General features: G+C 51.2%; 11 protein-coding genes and 1 tRNA gene. 8 read left to right on the top strand and 4 right to left on the bottom strand.

Translation table 11 applies throughout. From position 1 onward, the window contains the following. The first annotated feature begins 230 nt into the window (after positions 1-230). From eptB to dppF, 7 genes are all read left to right on the top strand, one after another. Positions 231-1922, top strand: a complete 1692-nt coding sequence (eptB, locus tag C4F37_RS06225) for a kdo(2)-lipid A phosphoethanolamine 7''-transferase (RefSeq protein WP_001269201.1) — start codon at positions 231-233, stop codon at positions 1920-1922. 88 nt (positions 1923-2010) lie between these two features. Further along, positions 2011-2087 (top strand) — tRNA-Pro (locus C4F37_RS06220). Between the two features lie 743 nt (positions 2088-2830). Next, entirely contained in the window at positions 2831-4438 is a 1608-nt protein-coding gene (gene dppA, locus C4F37_RS06215; protein WP_001774075.1) for a dipeptide ABC transporter substrate-binding protein DppA, read from the top strand. 306 nt (positions 4439-4744) lie between these two features. Continuing rightward, entirely contained in the window at positions 4745-5764 is a 1020-nt protein-coding gene (gene dppB, locus C4F37_RS06205; RefSeq protein WP_001540029.1) for a dipeptide ABC transporter permease DppB, read from the top strand. A gap of 9 nt (positions 5765-5773) precedes the next feature. Continuing rightward, positions 5774-6676, top strand: a complete 903-nt coding sequence (gene dppC / locus C4F37_RS06200; protein WP_000084677.1) for a dipeptide ABC transporter permease DppC — start codon at positions 5774-5776, stop codon at positions 6674-6676. Between the two features lie 10 nt (positions 6677-6686). Then, on the top strand, positions 6687-7670 hold the full coding sequence (dppD, locus tag C4F37_RS06195; RefSeq protein ID WP_001540025.1) for a dipeptide ABC transporter ATP-binding protein: 984 nt from the start codon (positions 6687-6689) through the stop codon (positions 7668-7670). Continuing rightward, a complete protein-coding gene (gene dppF, locus C4F37_RS06190) occupies positions 7667-8671 on the top strand; it encodes a dipeptide ABC transporter ATP-binding subunit DppF (protein ID WP_000103577.1) in 1005 nt (334 codons plus the stop codon). The genes dppD and dppF overlap by 4 nt, the downstream gene beginning before the upstream one ends. Before the next feature lie 29 nt (positions 8672-8700). Here the strand turns inward: dppF and C4F37_RS06185 are convergent, their stop codons facing one another. After that, positions 8701-9972 carry an aromatic amino acid transport family protein gene (locus tag C4F37_RS06185; protein WP_001298005.1) on the bottom strand — a complete coding sequence of 424 codons (1272 nt, stop codon included), beginning with the start codon at positions 9970-9972 and terminating at the stop codon, positions 8701-8703. 475 nt (positions 9973-10447) lie between these two features. Between C4F37_RS06185 and C4F37_RS06170 the strand changes: the two genes are divergently transcribed. Further along, a complete protein-coding gene (locus C4F37_RS06170; RefSeq protein ID WP_001295224.1) occupies positions 10448-10555 on the top strand; it encodes a type I toxin-antitoxin system toxin Ldr family protein in 108 nt (35 codons plus the stop codon). An 86-nt stretch (positions 10556-10641) separates the two neighbouring features. Here the strand turns inward: C4F37_RS06170 and bcsG are convergent, their stop codons facing one another. Genes bcsG through bcsE form a run of 3 tightly spaced genes read right to left on the bottom strand, consistent with a single transcriptional unit; the run spans position 10642 to position 14077 of the window. Further along, entirely contained in the window at positions 10642-12321 is a 1680-nt protein-coding gene (bcsG, locus tag C4F37_RS06165; protein ID WP_000191567.1) for a cellulose biosynthesis protein BcsG, read from the bottom strand. Then, on the bottom strand, positions 12318-12509 hold the full coding sequence (bcsF, locus tag C4F37_RS06160; protein WP_000988308.1) for a cellulose biosynthesis protein BcsF: 192 nt from the start codon (positions 12507-12509) through the stop codon (positions 12318-12320). Before bcsF ends, bcsG begins: the two co-directional genes overlap by 4 nt. Next, entirely contained in the window at positions 12506-14077 is a 1572-nt protein-coding gene (gene bcsE / locus C4F37_RS06155; RefSeq protein ID WP_074159041.1) for a cellulose biosynthesis c-di-GMP-binding protein BcsE, read from the bottom strand. Before bcsE ends, bcsF begins: the two co-directional genes overlap by 4 nt. Positions 14078-14255 lie beyond the last annotated feature (178 nt).

The following is a 14255-nucleotide window of genomic DNA, read 5'->3' as shown; positions in this document are numbered from 1 at the left end:
TTACTCCTCTTTTTTACAAGAACAGTTAATTATTGGTCTGCATTCTGACTTGCTTTTTGTAAATATCTGTAGCTAAAACTCACTTCATTGCCACTTTTCCTTCTCTCTGTGGTCTACTTAACGACATGAGCAGAGGATAGCGTTCACTACTCCGGCATTTTATCCTGATACTCCCACTGTAAAAACGGAGTGCTGGATATTTTTTCCCCTTTACCCCAGGGTTTGTTTGCATGAGATACATCAAATCGATTACACAGCAGAAGCTGAGCTTTTTGCTTGCAATCTATATTGGCCTTTTTATGAATGGCGCGGTTTTTTACCGCCGCTTCGGCAGCTATGCGCACGATTTTACCGTCTGGAAAGGTATTTCTGCTGTTGTTGAACTGGCCGCCACCGTACTGGTGACCTTCTTTTTACTGCGTCTTCTTTCGCTGTTTGGCCGCCGCAGCTGGCGTATTCTGGCATCGCTGGTGGTGCTCTTTTCCGCAGGTGCCAGCTATTACATGACCTTCCTTAATGTAGTCATTGGTTATGGCATCATCGCATCCGTCATGACCACCGATATCGACCTGTCAAAAGAAGTTGTTGGTCTGAACTTTATTCTCTGGTTAATCGCCGTAAGCGCGTTGCCTCTTATCCTTATCTGGAATAACCGCTGTCGTTACACCTTGCTCCGACAACTGCGAACCCCAGGGCAACGTATTCGCAGCCTGGCGGTCGTCGTACTGGCAGGTATTATGGTTTGGGCACCGATTCGTTTGCTGGATATCCAGCAGAAGAAAGTGGAGAGGGCGACAGGTGTTGATTTGCCGAGTTATGGCGGCGTCGTCGCGAACTCTTATCTGCCATCAAACTGGCTTTCGGCATTAGGTCTTTATGCCTGGGCGCGGGTCGATGAATCTTCCGATAACAATTCTCTCCTTAACCCTGCGAAGAAGTTTACGTACCAGGCTCCACAAAACGTTGATGATACATATGTCGTTTTCATTATTGGTGAAACCACGCGCTGGGATCATATGGGCATTTTCGGCTATGAACGCAATACCACACCGAAGCTGGCTCAGGAGAAAAATCTGGCGGCGTTCCGTGGTTACTCCTGTGATACTGCAACCAAACTCTCACTGCGTTGCATGTTTGTACGTCAGGGTGGAGCAGAAGATAATCCGCAGCGCACATTAAAAGAACAGAACATTTTCGCGGTATTGAAGCAGTTAGGATTCAGTTCTGATCTCTACGCTATGCAAAGCGAAATGTGGTTCTACAGCAATACGATGGCGGACAACATTGCTTATCGTGAGCAGATTGGTGCGGAGCCACGTAACCGTGGCAAACCGGTAGATGATATGTTGCTGGTAGACGAAATGCAGCAATCGCTGGGGCGCAACCCGGATGGTAAGCATCTGATCATTCTGCATACCAAAGGCTCACACTTTAACTACACCCAGCGTTACCCGCGCAGCTTTGCGCAGTGGAAGCCGGAATGTATTGGTGTTGATAGCGGCTGTACCAAAGCGCAGATGATCAACTCATACGACAACTCGGTGACCTATGTGGATCACTTTATTTCCAGCGTGATTGATCAGGTTCGCGATAAGAAAGCGATTGTGTTCTATGCAGCTGACCACGGTGAGTCAATTAATGAACGCGAGCACCTGCACGGCACGCCGCGTGAACTGGCACCGCCGGAACAGTTCCGTGTGCCGATGATGGTCTGGATGTCGGATAAATATCTGGAAAATCCGGTCAATGCGCAGGCATTTGCGCAGCTGAAAAAAGAAGCCGACATGAAAGTGCCACGCCGTCATGTAGAGCTGTACGACACCATCATGGGTTGTCTTGGCTATACTTCACCGGATGGTGGAATTAACGAAAACAACAACTGGTGTCACATCCCGCAGGCAAAAGAGGCGTCGGCTAACTAGGCCTGCTGACTTTCTCGCCGATCAAAAGGCATTTTGCTATTAAGGGATTGACGAGGGCGTATCTGCGCAGTAAGATGCGCCCCGCATTCGGTGATTGGCGCAGCCTGGTAGCGCACTTCGTTCGGGACGAAGGGGTCGGAGGTTCGAATCCTCTATCACCGACCAAATTCGAAAAGCCTGCTCAACGAGCAGGCTTTTTTGCATCTGTAGCTCATGAGGAAGAGAACCTCCGGGGGCGGGGAGGTTCGACTCGACGTAGGCCTGATAAGACGCGCCAGCGTCGCATCAGGCAAATGTACCGGCCCATTGTCGGATGCGGCGCGACCGCCTTATCCGATCTACACACCACACATTTCCCTGCCAAATTTGCGCCCCATATCTCACTATCCATTAACGGATTTGTGACAGAAACCATTGTCTTTTTTTATATTTGCTTAAATCTTTTTTTGCGTTACTTATGGCTGGCGCTGGCATTTTCCGCTGTGCGTTTTAGCGTTCATGGTATTAATCGCTCAGATATCCACCTTTACCTCAGATTTTTTTCATTAAATGCATAAAACTTAATCACCAAATGTTGCTAAATATTAAGCTGATTGTTCTGGTTGTGTTGGCGTAGCACAAATTTCTCTGCTGCAAATAGCTGTTTGAAGTTTTTTTAATCTTTGTTTGTGGATTCTCACCGTTGGTGTAAATCCCGGTTGGCTGTATTGACGTTTTCACATTCTGTTGACAGATTGTAGGTCACGAGGGGCATTTTATGGAGGATCCGCACTGTTACACTGATGTTAATTAGTACGGCATCCCCACCTCATAACGTTGACCCGACCGGGCAAAAAACAAAAAAGGTCAGGCAGCGACAACCCACTGCAAAGGGTTAAAACAACAAACATCACAATTGGAGCAGAATAATGCGTATTTCCTTGAAAAAGTCAGGGATGCTGAAGCTTGGTCTCAGCCTGGTGGCTATGACCGTCGCAGCAAGTGTTCAGGCTAAAACTCTGGTTTATTGCTCAGAAGGATCTCCGGAAGGGTTTAACCCGCAGCTGTTTACCTCCGGCACCACCTATGACGCCTCTTCCGTACCGCTTTATAACCGTCTGGTTGAATTTAAAATCGGCACCACTGAAGTGATCCCGGGCCTCGCTGAAAAGTGGGAAGTCAGCGAAGACGGTAAAACCTATACCTTCCATCTGCGTAAAGGTGTGAAGTGGCACGACAATAAAGAATTCAAACCGACGCGCGAACTGAATGCCGATGACGTAGTGTTCTCGTTCGATCGTCAGAAAAACGCGCAAAACCCGTACCATAAAGTCTCTGGCGGCAGCTACGAATACTTCGAAGGCATGGGCTTACCAGAGCTGATCAGCGAAGTGAAAAAGGTGGACGATAACACCGTTCAGTTTGTGCTGACTCGCCCGGAAGCGCCGTTCCTCGCTGACCTGGCAATGGACTTCGCCTCTATTCTGTCAAAAGAATATGCTGACGCGATGATGAAAGCCGGTACACCGGAAAAACTGGACCTCAACCCAATCGGTACCGGCCCGTTCCAGTTACAGCAGTACCAGAAAGATTCCCGTATTCGCTATAAAGCGTTTGATGGCTACTGGGGCACCAAACCGAAGATCGATACGCTGGTCTTCTCTATTACTCCTGACGCTTCCGTGCGTTACGCGAAATTGCAGAAGAACGAATGCCAGGTGATGCCGTACCCGAACCCGGCAGATATCGCCCGCATGAAGCAGGATAAATCCATCAACCTGATGGAAATGCCGGGGCTGAACGTCGGTTATCTCTCGTATAACGTGCAGAAAAAACCACTGGATGACGTGAAAGTTCGCCAGGCTCTGACCTACGCGGTGAACAAAGACGCCATCATCAAAGCGGTTTATCAGGGCGCGGGCGTATCAGCGAAAAACCTGATCCCGCCAACCATGTGGGGCTATAACGACGACGTTCAGGACTACACTTACGATCCTGAAAAAGCGAAAGCCTTGCTGAAAGAAGCGGGTCTGGAAAAAGGTTTCTCCATCGACCTGTGGGCAATGCCGGTACAACGTCCGTATAACCCGAATGCTCGCCGCATGGCGGAGATGATTCAGGCAGACTGGGCGAAAGTGGGCGTGCAGGCCAAAATCGTCACCTACGAATGGGGTGAGTACCTCAAGCGTGCGAAAGATGGCGAGCATCAGACGGTAATGATGGGCTGGACTGGCGATAACGGGGATCCGGATAACTTCTTCGCCACCCTGTTCAGCTGCGCCGCCTCTGAACAAGGCTCCAACTACTCAAAATGGTGCTACAAACCGTTTGAAGATCTGATTCAACCGGCGCGTGCTACCGACGACCACAATAAACGTGTTGAACTGTACAAACAAGTACAGGTCGTGATGCACGATCAGGCTCCGGCACTGATCATCGCTCACTCCACCGTGTTTGAACCGGTACGCAAAGAAGTTAAAGGCTATGTGGTTGATCCATTAGGCAAACATCACTTCGAAAATGTCTCTATCGAATAATTAAAGCCATGCAAGACTGATGGCAAAGGCAAAACTGCCTGATGCGCTCCGCTTATCAGGCCTACGAAAACTCTGCAATGTATTGAGTTTGCACGATTTTGTAGGTCGGATAAGGCGTTTGCGCCGCATCCGGCATAAACAAAGCGCTCTTTGTCAACAATCTGCATACCCGGTGGCGCTGTGCCTCTGCGTGCAGCGCCATCCGGCAGCAATACTTCATTCCCTGTTCCACAAGGGCGGGAATTGATTTGTGAGCAATACAGACACGCAGTTCCAGGCTGCGGGTCACTATAGAGAATCCGGGTTATGTTGCAGTTTATTCTCCGACGTTTGGGACTCGTCATCCCCACGTTTATCGGTATTACCCTTTTCACATTTGCCTTTGTCCACATGATCCCGGGCGATCCGGTGATGATCATGGCGGGCGAACGTGGGATCTCCCCAGAGCGTCACGCGCAATTGCTGGCTGAACTCGGCTTAGATAAACCGATGTGGCAGCAGTATCTCCATTACATTTGGGGCGTAATGCACGGTGATTTAGGCATTTCCATGAAAAGCCGAATTCCGGTATGGGAAGAGTTCGTGCCGCGCTTTCAGGCCACGCTGGAACTTGGCGTCTGCGCGATGATTTTTGCGACCGCAGTCGGGATTCCGGTTGGTGTGCTGGCTGCGGTTAAACGTGGTTCCATTTTCGATCACACAGCGGTTGGCCTGGCGCTGACCGGCTACTCGATGCCAATTTTCTGGTGGGGCATGATGCTGATCATGCTGGTTTCGGTGCACTGGAACCTGACGCCTGTCTCCGGTCGTGTGAGCGACATGGTGTTCCTCGATGATTCCAATCCGTTAACCGGTTTTATGCTGATCGACACCGCCATCTGGGGTGAAGACGGTAACTTTATCGATGCCGTCGCCCATATGATCCTGCCCGCCATTGTGCTGGGTACCATCCCGCTGGCGGTCATTGTGCGTATGACGCGCTCCTCGATGCTGGAAGTGCTGGGCGAAGATTATATCCGCACCGCGCGTGCCAAAGGTCTTACCCGGATGCGGGTGATTATCGTCCATGCGCTGCGTAACGCGATGCTGCCGGTGGTGACCGTTATCGGCCTGCAGGTGGGAACATTGCTGGCGGGGGCGATTCTGACTGAAACCATCTTCTCGTGGCCCGGTCTGGGGCGCTGGTTGATTGACGCACTGCAACGCCGCGATTATCCGGTAGTGCAGGGCGGCGTATTGCTGGTGGCGACGATGATTATCCTCGTCAACCTGCTGGTCGATCTGCTGTACGGCGTGGTGAACCCGCGTATTCGTCATAAGAAGTAAGGGGACATCATGTCACAGGTTACTGAAAATAAAGTGATTAGCGCACCGGTGCCGATGACCCCGTTACAGGAGTTCTGGCACTATTTTAAACGCAACAAAGGCGCGGTTGTCGGGCTGGTTTACGTCGTCATCGTGCTGTTTATCGCGATCTTTGCCAACTGGATTGCACCCTATAACCCAGCGGAACAGTTCCGCGATGCACTGCTCGCCCCGCCAGCCTGGCAGGAAGGCGGCAGCATGGCGCACTTGCTGGGCACTGATGACGTGGGGCGTGATGTGCTGTCGCGGCTGATGTACGGCGCGCGCTTGTCGCTGCTGGTTGGCTGTCTGGTAGTGGTGTTATCGCTGATTATGGGCGTTATTCTCGGCCTGATCGCTGGTTACTTTGGCGGTCTGGTCGATAACATCATCATGCGCGTGGTCGATATCATGCTGGCGCTGCCAAGTCTACTGCTGGCACTGGTGCTGGTGGCGATTTTCGGCCCGTCGATTGGTAACGCCGCGCTGGCGCTAACCTTCGTTGCGCTGCCGCATTATGTGCGCTTAACCCGCGCCGCCGTGCTGGTGGAAGTTAACCGCGATTACGTCACCGCGTCTCGCGTGGCGGGTGCCGGGGCAATGCGCCAGATGTTTATTAACATCTTCCCGAACTGCCTTGCGCCGCTGATTGTTCAGGCGTCGCTCGGTTTCTCTAACGCCATTCTCGATATGGCTGCTCTTGGTTTCCTCGGCATGGGCGCGCAGCCGCCAACGCCGGAGTGGGGCACCATGCTCTCTGACGTGTTGCAGTTCGCGCAAAGCGCCTGGTGGGTCGTGACCTTCCCGGGTCTGGCGATCCTGCTGACGGTGCTGGCATTTAACCTGATGGGTGACGGTCTGCGTGACGCGCTCGATCCCAAACTGAAGCAGTAAGAGGTTCGAGATGGCGTTATTAAATGTAGATAAATTATCGGTGCATTTCGGCGACGAAAGCGCACCGTTCCGCGCCGTAGACCGCATCAGCTACAGCGTAAAACAGGGTGAAGTGGTCGGGATTGTGGGTGAGTCCGGCTCTGGTAAATCGGTCAGTTCGCTGGCAATTATGGGGCTGATTGATTATCCGGGCCGCGTAATGGCGGAAAAGCTGGAGTTTAACGGTCAGGATTTGCAGCGTATCTCAGAAAAAGAGCGCCGCAACCTGGTGGGTGCCGAAGTGGCAATGATCTTCCAGGACCCGATGACCAGCCTTAACCCGTGCTACACCGTGGGTTTCCAGATTATGGAAGCGATTAAGGTGCATCAGGGCGGCAACAAAAGTACCCGCCGTCAGCGAGCGATTGACCTGCTGAATCTGGTCGGTATTCCCGATCCGGCATCGCGTCTGGATGTTTACCCGCATCAGCTTTCCGGCGGCATGAGCCAGCGCGTGATGATCGCCATGGCGATTGCCTGTCGACCAAAACTGCTGATTGCCGATGAACCGACCACTGCGCTGGACGTGACCATCCAGGCGCAAATCATCGAACTGCTGCTGGAGTTGCAGCAGAAAGAGAACATGGCGCTGGTGTTGATCACTCATGACCTGGCGCTGGTGGCGGAAGCGGCACATAAAATCATCGTGATGTATGCAGGCCAGGTAGTAGAAACGGGCGATGCGCACGCTATCTTCCAGGCGCCGCGTCACCCGTATACTCAGGCATTGCTGCGTGCGCTGCCGGAATTTGCTCAGGACAAAGAACGTCTGGCGTCGTTGCCAGGTGTCGTTCCCGGCAAGTACGACCGCCCGAACGGCTGCCTGCTTAACCCGCGCTGCCCCTACGCCACTGACAAATGCCGTGCTGAAGAACCGGCGCTGAATATGCTCGCTGACGGGCGTCAGTCCAAATGCCATTACCCACTTGATGATGCCGGGAGGCCGACACTATGAGTACGCATGAGGCCACCTCGCAACAACCGCTGTTGCAGGCTATCGACCTGAAAAAACATTATCCGGTGAAGAAAGGCATGTTCGCGCCGGAACGTCTGGTGAAGGCGCTGGATGGCGTTTCGTTTAACCTTGAACGTGGCAAAACGCTGGCAGTAGTAGGTGAATCTGGCTGCGGTAAATCGACCCTCGGTCGGTTGCTGACGATGATTGAAACGCCCACCGGCGGCGAACTGTATTACCAGGGGCAGGATCTGCTCAAGCACGATCCGCAGGCGCAGAAGCTACGTCGGCAGAAAATCCAGATTGTCTTCCAGAACCCTTACGGTTCGCTGAATCCGCGTAAAAAAGTTGGGCAGATTCTCGAAGAGCCGCTGCTGATCAACACCAGCTTAAGCAAAGAACAGCGTCAGGAAAAAGCCCTGTCGATGATGGCGAAAGTCGGCCTGAAAACCGAGCATTACGACCGCTATCCGCATATGTTCTCCGGCGGTCAGCGTCAGCGTATCGCCATTGCCCGAGGTCTGATGCTCGACCCGGATGTGGTGATTGCCGATGAGCCGGTTTCTGCGCTGGACGTCTCAGTGCGTGCGCAGGTGCTGAATCTGATGATGGATTTGCAGCAGGAACTGGGGCTATCTTATGTCTTTATCTCGCACGATCTGTCGGTGGTGGAGCACATTGCTGATGAAGTGATGGTGATGTACCTGGGCCGCTGCGTGGAGAAGGGGACGAAGGACCAAATCTTCAATAACCCGCGCCACCCGTACACTCAGGCATTGCTCTCCGCGACACCACGCCTGAACCCGGACGATCGTCGCGAACGCATCAAACTTACCGGTGAACTGCCAAGCCCGCTGAATCCACCGCCAGGCTGCGCCTTCAACGCCCGCTGTCGTCGGCGCTTCGGCCCCTGCATCCAGTTGCAGCCGCAGCTAAAAGACTACGGCGGTCAACTGGTAGCCTGTTTTGCCGTTGATCAGGATGAAAATCCGCAGCGTTAACTCACAAAACCGGGGCCATGCGCTCCGGTTTACTCAATCAACTTCAACAGTGGCGACAAGCATAACAAAATGCCGTACAGCAGAATCATCCAGGCTTTAAACCCGCGAAGTTTTTCCAGTTGTGAGACTTTATAGATCAGGAAAAACGGAATGAGGCACGACACAATGCCATATAACGGGCTTCCCAACTGAAAGAACACCAGTACCGATACACGAAACGAAACCCAAATCGTCAACGTAATGACGATAAAAGTGCAGATCGCCAGAGTCAGCACGAGTGAGTTAATTTTCCTGGTATCAATAATTCGGCTTAACAGATTGAGAATAATGCCTTTAATGGCCTCGTGGAAACCGAGATAAATGCCAAAGAATGCAGTCAGTACGGCAAAGATATTCAGTACCGTAGAGGTGATATGAATGATATGCCCAGGGATCACCTGCGCGGCCAGTGCCAGTGCCGAGATATTTTGTTCAAAGGCAGAAACGGCTTCTTCGTGGCTAATTGAGAAGGTAAACGAAAAGGCAAAAAACAAGATCACCGCAATGAGCGTGATATAGCTAATCCGGTGGGTACGCAGCGCGAGCCGGGTTGCCAGTACTTTATCCGCTTCCCGTTTACGATAGGCAATATTCATTGGGTTAAGTACCTGAATAAATACCGCGGAAAAGAAGCAAAATGGAATAGTAAGCAGGACATCGCGGAAAAAGTCGGAGGCTTGCGGGAAGGCGGTTATATTGGCGAAATTCCAGTGCGGGATCATCGCAAAACCGAACACGACAATAATCCCCACTTTGACCACCACCATTGGTCCGGAAATCTTAAACAGTAATCGTTCACCACCAGACGCAATCGCCACCAGTACGGCGAAAATGGCGACTTTATAAAATAGAGATTGAGAAAGATCGGCATCGGTTAAACCGAAGGTTTTCAGGTACGAGGCGCTGTCGAAAACCACGGAGAGAGAGTAGATAAAAATCCCGTGGATAATCATCAAAAAGTAGATAACCCCGAGGAAAATTCCCCAGTTCTTCCCCAGGTAATGACTGATAATATCGGTGTAGTCATTACAGGAATCGCTTTCAGAAAGGGTTTTTAAATAAATGTCCTGTACTACCCAGGTGGCAGGATAAGCAATGATCGCTGCGGTAATAAATACCCAAATTCCCTTCAAGCCAATTTGTACTGGCATCAGCACGGTTCCGGCACCAATCGCCATGCCTATGCATAATAAAACCCAGCCGAAGTCGTAGCGTGTAAACGGCAATTTCTGATCGTGTTTCGGTAGTGTGTTGTGCTGCATAAAGTCCTGTCCAGAAAGAAGTCGGCCTCGCAAAAATGAATAACCCCAGTTTCTCTTGCGCAACAGGTGGAGAAGTCGAATACGCAGTATGTAAAAAATGAGGCAACAGATTCACTGGGGAGGTCGCGAGGAGGCGCAATTCTACAAAATTGCGCATTTCACTACTAGTCTGGAGTCAGCCCGGATATGAGCTGCAACTATTGCAAATAAAGAAATTAAGCTGGAAGGCATCACGCAATGAGGAAGATTGCCGGGTGCTGACGGCAAAAAACAATCGTAAAATCAGCGGCAAGCCGGAAAGGTTCCGGTGAGGCGCAATGTTGCGGGGGCTTTATCCCTGGTGGCATTGGTTGCTGGAGAGAGAAAACCCCCGCACGTTGCAGGTATGCACCTGACAATATCACGGGGGCTAATCTTGAACCTAGACCACTCAAGAATAGCCGCGAAACGTTGTCATTACAACACAGGCGGCTATATGACGCTCGCAGAACTGGGCATGGCCTTCTGGCATGATTTAGCGGCTCCGGTCATTGCTGGCATTCTTGCCAGTATGATCGTGAACTGGCTGAATAAGCGGAAGTAACGTGTCATGCGGGCGTCAGGCTGCCGTAATGGCAATTTGCGTCCGGATCAGGCCGCAGGGGTGAAACTCTGCGGCCTTTTTCGTTCTTATTGCGGGTAAGGCACCCAGTCGCCGCCGTTCAGGCGAACGTACGGTTTATCCTGGTATTGAATAACTACTGCATTTGAGTTCTCGGAGACCGGTGCTGTTTGTGGCAACCCACTGGTGAGTTTTTTCCAGTCAACATTGTCTTCGGAGAAAATCTTGCCATCAAGAACGCGAACCACCAGATCGGAGATAGCCAGGAAGCTGCTCGGTTGGTCGATGACAATCGGAGCCCCCTGATGTGGTGCCTTCATGCCGAAGAATTTCACCCCAACGGGGACGTCTGTGATAGACGGGCTAGGGATATCACGTAGACCAGATACCTGCATTCTGTCGCCCTTCAGCGCGCCGCCGTGTTCCGGCACCACGACCACCATCACTTTACGACCCGATTTCTCCAGTTCAGTAAAGAAGGCGTCCAGTTCATCAAAGAATTTTTGCGCCCGCGCTTTGTAATCCGCTGTTTTGCTGACGCCCGGATAATGGTTGCCGTCATGCAGTGGAAGCGTGTTGTAGAACGTGGCACTACGGCTGTTTTTATCTTTTTCGGTAACGTCCAGCCAACGGTTAAGCACGGCGGTATCGTCATAAACCGGCGAACCATCAAAGCCCAGCAAAATAACCGGCAGATTTGTTTGATCCATCAATTCGCTCTGCATGCCGCCATTTTCGCGAACTTCTTTCAAAAAACCGCCGAACTGGCCGTTATGTCCCATCATCAGGTGCTGGGTAAAGCCCAGTTTCGACAGGTTATCAAACAGATAGCAGTCGTTATTTGCCGGTTGATACAGATTAGTGTGCGAAGTCTGCCCGCAGCTGGCGCGCAGTAAACGGATCGCCGCCGGGCCACTGTAGGAGGTGGCGGAGTTAAAGTTCTTGAACTCAATATCGAAATGCGACCACAGTGGATGCGACATCAATCCGGCGGCTTCAATATCCGACCAGGAAAGCGAACAGATATTAATCACCAGTAGTTCAAATGGCTGAGCATCAGCGGGCAGCGAAGACGGGAAGATCGATTTACGTTTCGCCTCCGCGTTATAGAAATTATTCAGCCAGGCGTTAAGGTTTGCTGTTGTTGGCGGTGCAGTTTGTGCGGGTATATCACCCACTACCGGTGCGCCACCCGTCGCCGCAACGGTTGCCGCTGCGTTACCACCCGTCGTTGTTACAGTGGTCGTCGGTTGACCGGCTGGCCACAAGGAGAAACTTGGTCCCGCCAGGGTAAGTACGTTCAGCCATAGCAGAATGGCAACCACAAAAACGGTAATGCGAATCCATTGTGACAGGAATAACCAGGCCACGAATAAAACAAAAATGGCCCCAATCATCTGCCAGTTAATAAAGCGTGTGACAAGATCGATTAAATAATCGGTACTGAACCCCGCCACCTGCGAACCCTGGCTCATTATGCTTTCCGGGCCAGGCAACCAGGTGTCATGCCAGAACAAAGCAAAGCCGATCGGCAGGGCAATCCAGTGGCGCAAGCGATGCAGGCTGTAGCGCGGAATGGGCATCAGCAGAAACGCGGCAAACACCAGATTGAGGAGCGGATGGAAGTTAAGATATCCCGCCCACAACAGGCCGAACTTAACCAGAAAATAGAAGTTCCAGCCGGAAAGGCCGCGCCAGTATTGCCAGAGGGAAGAAGGCATGGCGGTATTTTGCGTAAATTGAGTCATTTTTTGGTTGCCCTGGCTTTTTCCGTGCGGCGTAACGTCCCGGCCGGTTTAACATAACGAGGTTTAGCAAAGAACAAACGTAAGGTGTCGCGAATGCGTCGCAAAGAGTGCCGCGCCAGATAGCCCAGCGGGAAAAATATCAGTGCGCAAACGACAATAATTTCAATGATATCGCTGATGGTCATCATGATGAGCGCTCCACAGCATCATCTAACAGTCGCATTGGTTCTGGTATTCGTCGCCAGTGGCGACCATCGTGCTCGGCATTGATGACCGGTTTAGAACTTTGCGCTAAAGGCAGCGGCATGCCCCATTGTTCTGGGGCAAGCAGGCGCATCTGCACCAGCTCGGCACTGATTTGATCATCTTCAAACCAGACCATTCGGTTTGAGAAAATGTCGCCAGTAGGCAATGGGAAAATATGATTCAACGCGGTATCCAGATCGTTAATCCGACAGAATGAGAGAAACAGCACCAGCCGATTACCGCCAATGGTCATGATATCGCCGGTACGGTTAGGGCGACATAGCGTCAGGGCTTGCTCAACGCGGATACCCGGTACCGGACGTAGGGCAACCAGAACGCCTTTACCGTTGGCAGGTAATAGAGGGTTATTCATCATGTTGTTGACGGCATTACAGAACACATCCCACTTCTGGAAACCACGCAGTTTGAGCGGCTGGGTCATTGACAGCAAGGTAGTGATATCTTCCGGCACATAGCGACTAAACTTCTGCCCTTGCACGCTTTCGATCATCGTCAGACAGCGGGAGAGTGGCGCATTCCACGGGATAACCATATTTGCACCGCAGGCCAATAATAAACGTTCATCGGTGGCGCGCAGGCTGGCGGTATTTTCCCGTACGAGGATTTTCATCGCACTACCGCGCTGGCGACGCAGAGTATGAATGCTGCGGGCCAGTGGCTCGATTTGCGCATTTTGCTGTAAAGAAAAGACCACCGTCGCCGCCTGAGCGGTACGGGCTTCATTGAACAGGACTTCGTTATTGTTGAACAGTTGCCAGTGTTCCGATAGCGGCGGCGCACCTTCCAGTACAGCAACATTACTCAGAATGCGTTTTTCGTCGCTGCGTGGTTGGATTTCCGCCTCCTGGTGTTGAACTAATGTCCAGCAACCATTTTGTTGCTGAACGCTAAGCTGCTGACGGGCGCTGACCCCTTTTTCGTTGCACCAGAAAGCAATATCCAGCAAATGTTGGTCGCCCTGAAAACGCAAACTGGCAAGACCAAAAAGTGAACGGTATTCCTCAAGTAACAATGAAAATTGTTTATCGTTATTATTTCCGGAATTAATTACCAAAAGCGAACAATGGTTTAGCCGGCTCCATTTATTCATTTTATCCAACCATGAGCGAAGCCGCTCGGCAGGAATGTTTTGCCATGCGTTATTTGCGCAAACAAGAATAAAAAGGTAATTATGGGGATCAATAGAACACTGCAAATCACGGGCCAAATAGTATAGACCTTTTTCATGATTTAGCATTGAAAATAATGTTATTTTTCCCGGCCCTTGAGAATCATCTAATTGAAAGATTTTCGCTGGATCGCTGTCCATGCTAATGACCGCGACGTGTGCGGTTTCAGCCTGGGATGCAATTGTTTGATTCGCCAGACTGATAGCATCTTCATGGCGATCGACGTTAAACCACCAGACGCCGCCTGCTGGCATATGTCGCAGCTCATCCCATAATGATGAGATACCGATAGAGAATACAGGGTCCACAATGTCCCTCATGTCAACATTTTGTCTGATTATCAGTTTACTAGCGAAAGCTAAGAAATAAACCTACCATTGAAATTAAAACTTATCAGATTTAGCATGTGAATCAATTTAGCAGGTCACAAGACATGTGATTTTAGTCTTTTCGTTTTTAACTTTTTCTGTTGCGTAACGGAAAGTCAAAAAGTGAGCA

Source organism: Escherichia sp. R1 (genome assembly GCF_003000935.1).
Classification (GTDB): domain Bacteria; phylum Pseudomonadota; class Gammaproteobacteria; order Enterobacterales; family Enterobacteriaceae; genus Escherichia; species Escherichia coli.
The sequence above is the reverse complement of the archived record's forward strand: the minus strand, read 5'-3'. Positions and strand labels throughout refer to the sequence as shown.

Coding starts and splice junctions, on each gene's coding strand:
- eptB (WP_001269201.1), top strand. CDS start 231: ATGAGATACATCAAATCGATTACACAGCAGAAGCTGAGCTTTTTGCTT.
- dppA (WP_001774075.1), top strand. CDS start 2,831: ATGCGTATTTCCTTGAAAAAGTCAGGGATGCTGAAGCTTGGTCTCAGC.
- dppB (WP_001540029.1), top strand. CDS start 4,745: ATGTTGCAGTTTATTCTCCGACGTTTGGGACTCGTCATCCCCACGTTT.
- dppC (WP_000084677.1), top strand. CDS start 5,774: ATGTCACAGGTTACTGAAAATAAAGTGATTAGCGCACCGGTGCCGATG.
- dppD (WP_001540025.1), top strand. CDS start 6,687: ATGGCGTTATTAAATGTAGATAAATTATCGGTGCATTTCGGCGACGAA.
- dppF (WP_000103577.1), top strand. CDS start 7,667: ATGAGTACGCATGAGGCCACCTCGCAACAACCGCTGTTGCAGGCTATC.
- C4F37_RS06185 (WP_001298005.1), bottom strand. CDS start 9,972: ATGCAGCACAACACACTACCGAAACACGATCAGAAATTGCCGTTTACA.
- C4F37_RS06170 (WP_001295224.1), top strand. CDS start 10,448: ATGACGCTCGCAGAACTGGGCATGGCCTTCTGGCATGATTTAGCGGCT.
- bcsG (WP_000191567.1), bottom strand. CDS start 12,321: ATGACTCAATTTACGCAAAATACCGCCATGCCTTCTTCCCTCTGGCAA.
- bcsF (WP_000988308.1), bottom strand. CDS start 12,509: ATGATGACCATCAGCGATATCATTGAAATTATTGTCGTTTGCGCACTG.
- bcsE (WP_074159041.1), bottom strand. CDS start 14,077: ATGAGGGACATTGTGGACCCTGTATTCTCTATCGGTATCTCATCATTA.